General features: G+C 62.9%; 8 protein-coding genes and 1 pseudogene. All 9 read left to right on the top strand.

All coding sequences use genetic code 11. The features are described 5' to 3' along the window. Positions 1–99 precede the first annotated feature (99 nt). Positions 100–1,194, top strand: coding sequence for a DNA methyltransferase (locus tag ACG2LG_RS23020; protein ID WP_396263096.1), 1,095 nt, complete (start codon positions 100–102; stop codon positions 1,192–1,194). Between the two features lie 4 nt (positions 1,195–1,198). Next, a complete protein-coding gene (locus tag ACG2LG_RS23015; RefSeq protein WP_396263094.1) occupies positions 1,199–2,266 on the top strand; it encodes a virulence RhuM family protein in 1,068 nt (355 codons plus the stop codon). After that, positions 2,263–5,238: a DEAD/DEAH box helicase family protein gene (locus tag ACG2LG_RS23010; protein WP_396263091.1), complete on the top strand. Its 2,976-nt coding sequence runs from the start codon at positions 2,263–2,265 to the stop codon at positions 5,236–5,238. Before ACG2LG_RS23015 ends, ACG2LG_RS23010 begins: the two co-directional genes overlap by 4 nt. Positions 5,239–5,296: 58 nt before the next feature. Continuing rightward, entirely contained in the window at positions 5,297–6,304 is a 1,008-nt protein-coding gene (locus ACG2LG_RS23005) for a beta-ketoacyl-ACP synthase III (protein ID WP_396263090.1), read from the top strand. A gap of 105 nt (positions 6,305–6,409) precedes the next feature. Beyond that, positions 6,410–8,281, top strand: coding sequence for a POT family MFS transporter (locus ACG2LG_RS23000; protein WP_396263088.1), 1,872 nt, complete (start codon positions 6,410–6,412; stop codon positions 8,279–8,281). A gap of 127 nt (positions 8,282–8,408) precedes the next feature. Next, positions 8,409–9,218 carry a TatD family hydrolase gene (locus ACG2LG_RS22995; protein ID WP_396263086.1) on the top strand — a complete coding sequence of 270 codons (810 nt, stop codon included), beginning with the start codon at positions 8,409–8,411 and terminating at the stop codon, positions 9,216–9,218. Between the two features lie 96 nt (positions 9,219–9,314). Next, a complete protein-coding gene (locus ACG2LG_RS22990; protein ID WP_396263084.1) occupies positions 9,315–9,725 on the top strand; it encodes a LysM peptidoglycan-binding domain-containing protein in 411 nt (136 codons plus the stop codon). Beyond that, positions 9,722–10,672, top strand: a complete 951-nt coding sequence (locus tag ACG2LG_RS22985) for a TlpA family protein disulfide reductase (protein ID WP_396263083.1) — start codon at positions 9,722–9,724, stop codon at positions 10,670–10,672. The genes ACG2LG_RS22990 and ACG2LG_RS22985 overlap by 4 nt, the downstream gene beginning before the upstream one ends. Before the next feature lie 146 nt (positions 10,673–10,818). Beyond that, positions 10,819–11,166, top strand: a pseudogene (locus tag ACG2LG_RS22980) (BlaI/MecI/CopY family transcriptional regulator); the annotation flags it as partial. Positions 11,167–11,609 lie beyond the last annotated feature (443 nt).

Below are 11,609 nucleotides of genomic sequence, written 5' to 3'. Positions count from 1 at the left end.
CAATTCTATCATCGGGAGTTAATACGCAGCCGCAATGATGACTATATCTGCCACACTCAAGAAATCCGAAATAATGATGCCGAGAAGTATACAATTGGGATGACTAGGGGAATGCGTCCAAACCAATTCTACCCCATCAAAAGGTCGGCGGATTCGGTTGAGTATCTACCTCCAGAAACAAGAGTTTGGAGATTCGAACCCGGCACGATGCAACGTCAGATAGACGAAGGAAACATCATATGGCCTGAGGACAACCCTTCCGGGAACATGAGTCGCCCACGTTTCAAAACTCGATTTCAGGCTGACGATTCTCATTCTACTTCAAACCCAGTGTCTACGTGGGTCGAGCCTGTCGGCCCTAAGAAACCCAGTGAACGCCGCACAAGGTTTTTTTCCGCATTGAATCAATCAGCCACCAAAGAAGTTCGAGAGCTATTCGGCGCGCAGGTCTTTGATTATCCAAAGCCTGTAATTTTGATCGAAAGCCTTATCGAGGTTGGTTCCAGACCTGGCGACTTGATTGCAGACTTCTTTGCCGGTAGTGGATCCACTGCTCATGCCAGCTTCAGCTCGGGGGGGAGAAGGTTTCTGAGCATCCAGCTACCCGAACCCGTTAGCATCACCGGTTACAAGACGATTGCCGACCTTTGCAAGGAGCGCATTCGTCGCGCCGGGGCAAAAATCCGCGCCGAGCTGGAATCGAAGAGCGCCGAGCAAGCGGATCAACTCGACCTCGATCCACCATCCACCATCCACCATCCATCATCCCCCGATCTCGGCTTCCGCGTCTTCAAGCTCGCGCCGTCGAACTTCAAGCGCTGGGACGGCGAGGCGGCGGCCGAGTCGGAGAACGCCATCCAGCAGCAACTCGAGGCCCACCTCGACCACCTCGCCAGCCACGCAACGGAGGAGTCCATCCTCTTCGAGATCCTGCTCAAGGCCGGCTTCGAGTTGACCTGCCCGGTCGAGAAGCTCGAACTCGCCGGCCATCCGGTCTATTCGGTCGAGGATGGGTCGCTTCTCCTCTGCCTCGCCGACCGCATCGGCCCCGAAATCATTGACGCCGTGGCCGAGCGCCATCCGCTCCAGTTCCTCTGTCTCGACAAGGCCCTCCACGGCGACGACGCCCTCAAGGTCAACGCCCTCGAAACCTTCCGCGCCCTGCAGCCCGAAATCCAGTTCCGCACCGTCTGAGGCAATGGACGACGATCTCCCTCCACCGGCCGGTGAATTCCTCCTCTATGCCACCGAGGACGGCCGGACCCGGGTGGAGTGCCGCTTCGAGGCCGAGACGCTGTGGCTCAGCCAGAAGCTGATGGCGGAGCTTTTTGAGACGACCCCCCAGAACATCACGCTCCACCTCAAGGCTCTCTACGAGGACGGTGAGATCGACGAGGAGGCAACCTGTAAGGAATACTTACAAGTTCGGGTGGAGGGGGAGCGCTCCGTCCGCCGGTCGGTGCGCCACTACAATCTCGATGCCATCCTCGCCGTCGGCTACCGGGTCCGCTCGGTCCGCGGGACGCAGTTCCGCCGCTGGGCCACCGAGCGGCTCCGAGAGTATCTGGTGAAGGGTTTCACCATGGACGACGAGCGACTCCGGAACCCGCCCGTCGCCGGTTCCGGCATCCCGGACTACTTCGACGACTTGCTGGAGCGGATCCGCGACATCCGCGCGAGCGAGCGCCGGATGTATCTGCGGGTGCGTGAGATTTTCGCCATGGCGGGCGACTACGAGCCTTCATCCAAGGAGACGACCAAGTTTTTCCAGACCATCCAAAACAAGCTGCATTTCGCCGCTACCGGACTCACCGCCGCAGAGCTGATCGACCAACGGGCGGACGCCACAAAGGCGAACATGGGGTTGACGAGTTGGAAGGGCGGCGTGGTCCGCAAGGGGGATGTGACCGTGGCGAAGAACTACCTGAAGGACGGCGAGATCGATGAACTCAACCGCATCGTTGTGATGTGGCTCGACTTCGCCGAGGACCAGGCGAAGCGACGGCGGCAGATCTTCCTCAAGGACTGGCGGACGAAGCTCGACGACTTCCTTCGCTTCAATGACCGTGAAGTGCTGGAGAACCCCGGATCCGTATCCAAGGAGGAGGCGGACGCTCACGCGGCGACGGAATACGAGGCCTTCGTCGTGCGGCGGCGGGCGCTGCTGGAAGCCGAAGGCGCGAAGGAGAATCTCAAGCGGCTGGAAGAGATCGCCGGGGAGATCCCGGCAAAACCGACCGAAAGGAAGAAACGGAAGGAACCATGAAATTCCAATTCGACGCCCACCTGCCGCACCAGACCACCGCCATCGACGCAGTGCTCGGCCTTTTCGAGGGCAGCGAGGCCGCCGATTCGCGGGACGTGGCGACGGCCTTCCAGACCTTCGACACCGAACTTTTCCGCGGGACCGTCCAGACGCCGATGGGCGTCGGCAACGCCGTCCTCGCCCGCGACGGTCTGCTGCAGCGAATCCGGGCCGTGCAGGAGCGCAACGGCATCGAACCCTCGCCCTCGCTGGGCATCCGCTACGCGGACTCAGACGGGTCGGACTGCCCGCATTTCTCCATCGAAATGGAGACCGGCACCGGCAAGACCTACGTCTATCTGCGGACCCTCTTCGAGCTGCACCGGCACCATGGCTTCGCCAAGTTCATCATCGTCGTGCCCTCCGTGGCGATCCGTGAGGGCACGCTCAAGACCCTGGAGATGACCCGCGAGCACTTCCGTTCGCTCTACGACCAGGTGCCCTACGATTTCTTCGTCTATGACTCGAAGAAACTGGGCAAGATCCGGCAGTTCGCCTCGAGCAACCAGCTCCAGATCATGGTGATCAACATCGACGCCTTCCGCGGCAAGAAGGATTCGAGGATCTTCAACGACCGCCGCGACCAGCTCTCCGGGCACAAACCCTCCGAGTTCGTCGCCAGCGCGAACCCCATCGTGATCATCGATGAGCCGCAGTCGGTGGACAACACCCCGGCGTCCCAGAAGGCGATCCTCTCCCTCAATCCGCTCTGCACGCTGCGCTACTCCGCGACGCACCGGAATCCGTATCACCTGCTCTACCGCCTCGACCCGGTGCAGGCCTACGACCGGCACCTGGTCAAAGGCATCGACGTTTCCTCATCCTACACGACCGGGACCACCTCGCAGGCCGATCCTTTCCTCAAGGTCGAGAAGGTCGACCTGCGCGAAGGCGGCGGGTCGATCCGCGCCAAGGTCCGTCTCCTCAAGGCGGGATCCTCGAAGACCTCGCTGGTTACGATCAAGAAGGGCGACAACCTGCAATCCAAGGCTGGCGGCAACGAGGCCTACAGCGGGAACTGGATTGTCCGCGAAATCAATGCGGCGCCGGGCAGCGAGTACATCGAGTTCGCCAACAGCCGGGCGGTCGCGCTCGACGATGAGCTGGGCGGTTCGAATGACGAGATCCTGCGCGAGCAGATCCGCGAGACGGTGAAAGTGCATGCCGAGCGGCTCAACCAGCTCGCGCCGAAGGGCATCAAGGTGCTTTCGCTGTTCTTCATCGACAAGGTGGCGAACTACCGGGAGCGCACCAGCGACGGAACCCCGCTCAAGGGCCGTTTTGCCGAATGGCTCGAAGAGACCTATCGCGAGATTGCCGCCCACCCGGTGCTCGGCAAGCACCTCAATCACCCCGCCGAAACCGTTCACGACGGATACTTCTCCGGCGACAAAAGCGGCTGGAAGGACACCAGTGGCACGACCAAGGCGGACACCGATACCTATGAGCTGATCATGAAGGACAAGGAGCGCCTGCTTTCCCCCGCGGAACCGCGCCAGTTTATCTTCAGCCATTCGGCCCTCAAGGAAGGCTGGGACAATCCGAACGTCTTCCAAATCTGCACGCTGCGCGAAATGGGCACGGACACTGAGCGGCGGCAGACGTTGGGCCGCGGCCTGCGCCTCGCCCGCGATGCCGAGGGGGCGGTGATCCATGATCCGCAGGTCAACCGCCTGACCGTTGTCTGCAACGAACGCTTCGAGGACTACGCGAAGGCACTGCAGAGCGACATCGCAGACGCTTCGGGCATCGAGTTCGGCAAGGTCAAGCCCGACGCCTTCCGGGAACTCGTCCGGCCGGGCGAAAGCGATCCCATCGGGAAGGACGCTTCCCGCAAACTCTGGGACGAACTCAAGAGCCGCGAATACCTCACCGTCAAGGGCGAGGTCACCGACAGGTTCACTCCAGATCAGGAGGGTTTTGTCTTGGATACCAGCGACGAATTCCGCGACCTCCGTCCACAGGTCATCGACCTCATCCGCCACATGTCGTTCACCTCGCGGATCCGCAATCGCCGCGAGCGGCGCCGGATCAGGCTCAACAAGGCGGTCCAGCTGACTCCCGAGTTCGAGGAACTCTGGCGTCGCATCAGTCAGCGCACCAAGTATGCCGTGGAATTCTCCACCGACGCGTTGATCGCCTCGGCGGTCGAGGAGATGAGAAAAATCCCCGACATTCCCGAAATCACGATCGCGACCTCGAAGACGCAGGTTGAACTGACTGAGGGAGGCGTGCGCGGCACCACCGTCCGCGAGAGCACTGCCAAGACCCTCACGAACACCCGGCTGCCCGACATCCTTGGGCACCTCCAGAGCGAAACGCGGCTCACCCGGGCGACCCTGGCGAGGATCCTCATCGACTCCGACCGGCTGGCCGACTTCCTCAAGAACCCATCGGTCTTCTCGACCTGGGCCACCAAGGCCGTCAACAAGGCGCTCAGCGCCATCGTTGATGACGGGGTCACTTACCACCGCGTGAATGGCCTCGCCTACGAACAGAGGCTTTTCGACGAAGACGACAGCGAGGAAATCACCGCCTACGCATCCCGCCTCTACGAGGTGCAGAACAAATCCAAGGCCCTCTACGACGTCATCGAATGGGAATCGGAGATCGAGAAGGACTTCGCCAAGGCACTTGATGCCCGGGAAGAAGTGAAGCTCTTCTTCAAGCTGCCCCGCTGGTTCAAGATCCCGACTCCGGTCGGCCCCTACAACCCTGACTGGGCGATCGTCACCGGCGACGAGAACAAGGTTTACCTCGTCCGGGAGACGAAGAGCACATCCGACCCCAACGCCCGCCGGGACCGCGAGAACCAGAAGATCAAGTTCGGCAAGCGCCACTTCGAGGCCCTGAGTGCCGTCGAGGCCGATGCCGTCGATTTCAGGGACTGCGTGACCCTCCGTGAGGCGCTCGCCAGCCTCGAACGCGCCTGAATCACGCGGCTCGCCTTCCCCCTTGCCCAATCGGGTGGCACCACCCAGATTCCCGCCCATGAGCGACGCCTCCACCACCACGAGGTCCGTGTGCATCGCGGGCACCGGCAGCTACGTGCCCGAGCAGGTTCTCACCAACGCCGACCTCGAGAAGCGGGTCGCGACCACCGACGAATGGATCGTCACCCGCACCGGCATTCGCGAGCGACGCATCGCCGCCGAGGACGAGTTCACCTCGCACCTCGCCACCAATGCGGCCAACAAGGCCCTCGAGCAGGCCGAGCTCGACCCCAAGGACCTGCAGCTCATCATCGTCGCGACCATCACGCCCGACACGCTGACGCCTTCGACCGCCTGCTACGTCCAGCAGAACCTCGGGGCCTTCGGCTCGGTCGCCTTCGACATCTCGGCGGCCTGCTCCGGCTTTCTCTATGCGATGAAGATCGCCAAGCGCCTGATCTCCGACGGCGCCTTCGACAACGCACTCATCATCGGCGCGGAGAAACTCTCGTCCTTCGTCAACTGGGACGACCGCTCCACCTGCGTGCTTTTCGGCGACGGCGCCGGCGCCGCGGTGCTCAAGCTTCGCGAGGACGACGACGATGGCGAGATCCTCGCCACCGAAATGGGCACCGACGGCCGCCAGACCCGCCTGCTCAACATCCCCGGCGGCGGTTCCGCCTGTCCGATCACCAGCGAGAACGCCGACCAGCACCTCAACACCCTCGCCATGCTCGGCAAGGAGGTCTTCAAGCACGCGGTCCTGCGCATGAAGCAGTCGGCCGAACTGGTCATCGAGCGCTCCGACCTCAAGCCCGCGGACATCGACCTCGTCGTCCCCCACCAGGCCAACCTCCGGATCATCGATGCGATCGCCGAGCGACTCGACGTTCCCTACGATCGCGTCTTCACCAACCTGCAGAAATACGGCAACACCTCCGCCGCCGCCGTGGCCATCGCCCTCGACGAGGCCCACCGCTCGGGACGCATCCCGAAGGGGGGACACGTCGTGATGGTCGCCTTCGGGGCCGGCCTCACCTGGGCCGCCGCCGCCATCAAGTGGTAGGCAAGACAGAAGACCGGGAGAAGGAAGACGCAAGACTCCCGCTTCCAGCCCGCATCGCCCTGTGCCTCCAGTCTTCAGTCTTCTGTCTTCCCGTCTTCTGTCTCCATGAAGTACCGCACGTCCCCCGCCGACCTTGAAGGCATGCCGCCCGGCGTGCCGCACATCATCGGCAACGAAGCCGCCGAGCGCTTCTCCTTCTACGGGATGAAGGCGGTGCTGGCGGTCTACATGGCGCAGTACCTGCACCTGATGGACGGCACTCCGGGCACGCCCATGTCCGAGGCCTCGGCCACCGCGAAGGTCCACCTCTTCAACACGGCGGTGTATTTCACCCCCCTGCTCGGCGCCCTCCTCAGCGACCTGTTCGTCGGAAAGTATCGCACGATCATCTGGCTCTCGGTGGTCTACTGCATGGGCCACGGGGCCCTCGCCCTGATGGGCACCACCGGCTCGGCCTCGGTCTGGCTCATCCTCGGACTCGCCCTGATTTCCCTCGGGTCCGGAGGCATCAAGCCGTGCGTTTCCGCCCATGTGGGGGACCAGTTCGGCGCCAGGAACAGCCACCTGCTTCCGCGCGTCTTCAACTGGTTCTACTTTTCGATCAACATCGGCGCGGCCGTTTCGATGGCCCTCACACCCTGGCTCCTGGAGTGGTACGGTCCGCACTGGGCCTTCGGCGTGCCCGGTGTGCTGATGGCAATCGCCACCGTGGTGTTCTGGATGGGTCGGAAGCGCTTCATCCACGTCCCGGCCGGAGGCAGGCGGGTGATCACCGAACTGTTCGAGGGAGGCGGCCTCGTCACCCTGCTCAAGATCCTCCCGCTTTATCTCTTCGTCGCGGTCTTCTGGGCGCTGTTCGACCAGACCGGCTCGACCTGGATCTTCCAGGCCATGGACATGGATCGCGAGTTCCTCGGCATCGAGTGGCTGCCGTCCCAGGTCCAGTCGCTCAATTCGATCTTCGTCCTCACCTTCATCCCGCTCTTCACCTTCGTGCTCTACCCGGCCATCGGGCGCGTCTGGAAACTCACGGCCCTGCGGAAGATCGGACTCGGGCTCTTCATCATGGTCGGCTCGTTCAGCCTGGTCGCCCTGATCCAGCAGTGGATCGACGCCGGACAGCGTCCCTCGATTTCGTGGCAGATCATTTCCTACGCGCTGCTCACCGCAGCGGAGGTGATGGTGTCCATCGTCGCTCTCGAATTTGCCTACACCCAGGCACCGAAGACCATGAAGTCGCTCGTGATGTGCTTCTACCTCGCCGCGGTGGCCGTCGGAAACCTGCTGGTCGCCGGCATCAACCACTTCATCCAGATCCCGAACGCGCCGCTGGAGCAGGCCGAGACCGCGATCGAAGCTCTGCCGGACGATTGGCAGGACTCGCCGCGCAACGTGGTCCTCCCCGGACACGACGGGAAAACCGGCACCGACGATGATTTCATCGCCCGCTACGAAGAAGGTCGACTCACGCGCATCGAGATTCCCTCGCTCGAACCCTTCGCCGCCGTCGCCACCCGCCTGCGCCAGGATGCCATCGAGACGGGACGCCCGCCGACACCCGATGAGTTCGGCGACCCCGGCAAGGACCCATGGGGCAACCCCGTGCGCTACGAAATCCTCAACTCCACCCGCCTGCGGCTGATCAGTGACGGCCCGGACCGGACGCCCGGAACCCGCTGGGACACCGGCATCCTGATCGACCTCCCGAAACCGGAAAAGAAGGAGAAGGCCGACTCGTGGACCGACCGCTTCCACCCGGAGACTCCATGGCTCGATCAGCGCAAGGCCGAACTCGGCTTCAGCGATGAAGCAAAGGAAGACGACCGTTTTCCCCACCTCACCTTCTTCTCGGGGGGCATGACCCGGATGGAGGGCGCCAGTTATTTCCGCTTCTTCGCCTACCTCATGTTCGGCACCGCGATCGCCTTCATCCCCTTCGCCCTTCTCTACAAGCCGAAGACCCAACTGCAGGACTGAATCAAGTTCAGTGTTCAGTGTTCAGTGTTCAGTGTTCAGGGTTCAGGGTTCAGGGTTTGGCATTTGGCATTTGGCATTTGGCATTTGGAACTTGGAACTTGGAACTTGGAACTTGGAACTTGGAAACATGATGCTCACCGACTCCCACTGCCATCTCGCGTCCCATCGATTCGCCGCGGACGAAACAGCCGCCGTGATTGAGCGGGCGAAGGCATCCGGAGTCACCCGCCTCATCACGCTCGCAACCTGCCTCGACGACCTTCAGGCCAATCTCAAGCTTGCCGCCTCACACCCGGAAGTCAGCGCCTGCCTGGGAATCCATCCATGCGACGTCCACTCGGCTCCCGACGACGCGCTCGAGCGCCTTCGGCCTGAAGTCGCCAACCCACTGGTCGCGGCGATCGGCGAGACGGGCCTCGACTACTTCCACCCGGCCCCGGACGGCTGGGACGAGCCCTCCTTCCGCAGGCGCCAGATCGATTTCCTCGAGGCACACTTCACTCTCGCCGCCGAAACCGGACTGAATGTCGTCATCCACACCCGCGACCGCAAGGGCGACGCCTCGTTCCAGGATGCGCTGGCCATCTACCGTCGCCACTCCGACCAGGTGCGCGCGGTCTTCCACTGCTTCGTCGGGCCGCTCGAAAACGCCCGTGCCGTGATCGACCTCGGTGGCCTGGTTTCCTTCGGAGGCGTCGCCACCTTCAAGAACGCCGGGGAGGTCCTCGAGGTCGCCACGGCGCTTCCTCCGGAGTCGTTCATGATCGAAACCGACTCACCCTACCTCGCGCCCCACCCCCACCGCGGCGAGCGCAACGAACCGGCCTTCGTCCGTCTGGTGGCCGAAAAAATCGCCACCTCGAAGGGCATGGCATGGTCGGAACTCGCCCGGCGGACGACCGCCACCGCGAGCGACTTCTTCAGGATCTCTGAATAAACCGCGACCTCTGCGTCGTTAGCAGGGAGAAGACCGTGGACGCGGCTTTTCATCAAAACGTCCATCTGCTAAATCCACAACCAACCCTCGCCGAACATGAGAATCATTCGCTCGCTCACCACCGTTTCCGCTCTGGCCGCCCTGGCATCGTGCAGCCCTTCCGGCTCCGAAGACTACGATACCGGATACGACACCTCCGATCCCTACGGGGTCCCCCAGCAGGGTGGCCAGGACGCCAGCCCCTACCAATCGGTGAATCCGCCGGCCGATCCCTCCTACGGCAGCGCCGCCTACGAGGAAGCCACGCCGATGCCGCCTTCCCCGCCGAGCCCGCCCGCCGCCCCGGCGGCAAGCGCCGGCTCCCATACCGTCGCCAAGGGTGACACCCTGTGGGGACTGAGCCGGCAGTATGGCGTCACGGTCGATGCGATCCGCTCCGCCAACGGGATGGCGTCGGGCGACAACAACATCCGCATCGGACAGACCCTGAACATTCCCGCTCAATGAAGTGGCCGGGGCCGATCGCCGCAGCGGTCCTCGCCACCTCACTGATCGCGTCCGCCGAACCGGAAACCGGGAGCACCCCGCTCGACGAAGCCGTCGAGACCATGCTTTCGGTCCGGGAGTCCGACGCCAGGCTGGAGGAAGCCATCGCCGATGCGCGGAAACTGGGTGCCGGCACCCAGGCCGTCATCGAGGCCCGGTTCCTCTACCACGTCGATCGCCGCGAGGACGCCCAGCTCGCCGCGATGCTTCCGGCGATGCTCGAGCAGGCGGATCGCTTCCGGATCGAGGAATCCCGGATCTTCGCCTTCGAGGAAGACTGGCTGGCCGTGGTCGAGTACGTGAAGGCCATCGCCGCCCTCGAGAAGGGAGACCGGGCGGGCTTCAAGAAGCACATCACCGAGGCCTTCTGGTTGAGCCCGCGGCAGGGTGCGGCCTTCGCGCCCCACATCGAGCGCGTCCGCCTCACCGAGGCGATGAAGCGAATCCGCGTCGACTTCGAACTCGGACTCACCGACCTCAACGGCAGGCCCGCCAGCCTCGGACAACTCCGGGGCGAATCGAAGGCCGTTCTGCTGCACTTCTTTTCCCCCTGGAGCCGCGAGTGCGAGGAGGGCCTCGACGACCTCCGCTCGGTCGCCGGCGAACTCGGGAAACACGGGATCCCGGTGATCGGGATCGTCGGCGAGGGAGGCGCCGAGGCGGTCGCCGAGACCAGCGATCTCCTCGCCACGCTCAAGGAACCCGCCCCCGGCGCCTGGCTCGTCGATCACCCGGAGAACCCCCTGGCCCGCCTCCTGAGGATCCAGTCCGCACCTACCATGATCCTCGTAGACAAGTCGGGAAGGGTCCTTTTCAACGGCCATCCATCGGACGAGCAGTTGTGGAAGGATCTGTCGGAAATCGCGCCGGGCTGCAAGCGCCCCGCACGGAGGAACGCCGGCCATTGAGGCGGGCGCGCGGCCAACTACCACAGCTGCCGTAGTCGCAAACACGGTCCGCTCGGGCACCGTGTCGGCAATATTTAGGAAAAATTAACCTTGACCCGGGACGCGTCTACCAGCTTTATGTTGGCCATTCAAAGCAGTCGCTACGCATGGCCGCCTATTCGCAACCCTCGAACCTCGAACTCCAGGCCCTCTCGGTCCTCTGGCACGATGGCCCATCTACGGTGGGCGACGTACTTGAAGCCCTGCCCGACGGCAAGGACCGCGCCTACACCACCGTGCTCTCGGTCATGCAGAGCCTCGAGCGCAAGAGCCTGGTCAAGCGCCGCCGCTCGGGGCGGGCACACGTCTACGAGGCATCGCGTTCCCAGGCGAAGATCGTCGGCGAAGCGGTCGACGACTTCCTCACCAATGCTTTTGGAGGTCGCCTCGACGAGGCGATCCTCGCACTACTCTCCGCCGGACATCTGACTCCGGAAGAGAAAACAAACATCGAACGCGAACTCAAACGACACAAAGCCATGGCTGCAAAGAAGAGAACCCGCAAGAAGGTCGCCAAGAAGGCGGCGAAGAAGGTGACCCGTAAGAAGGTTGCCAAGAAGACGGCAAGCCGCAAGCCCGCCAAGAAGGCTGTGAAGCGCAAGCCGGCGAAAAAGGCCGCCAAGAAAGCCGCCAAGAAGAAGGTGACCCGCAAGAAGGCCGCGAAGAAAAAGGCCGCCAAGCGGAAGCCGGCGAAGAAGGCTGCCAAAAAGAAGGTCGCCAAGAAAAAGGCAACCAAGAAGAAGGCCGCCAAAAAGAAGGTGACCCCTAAGAAGGCCGCCAAGAAGAAGGCGGCACGTCGCAGAAAGTAATTTCCCTTTCCAACACGGAACAGCTGCGTCACGCAAAGTGAACCGTCTGTTCGCGTTGAAGTGATGTTCCCCGGGGGTGGAGGGCCAAG

Origin of the sequence: Haloferula sp. A504 (assembly GCF_044385805.1) — a bacterium.
Classification (GTDB): domain Bacteria; phylum Verrucomicrobiota; class Verrucomicrobiia; order Verrucomicrobiales; family Akkermansiaceae; genus Haloferula.
This window is presented reverse-complemented; position numbering and strand designations above follow the sequence as displayed.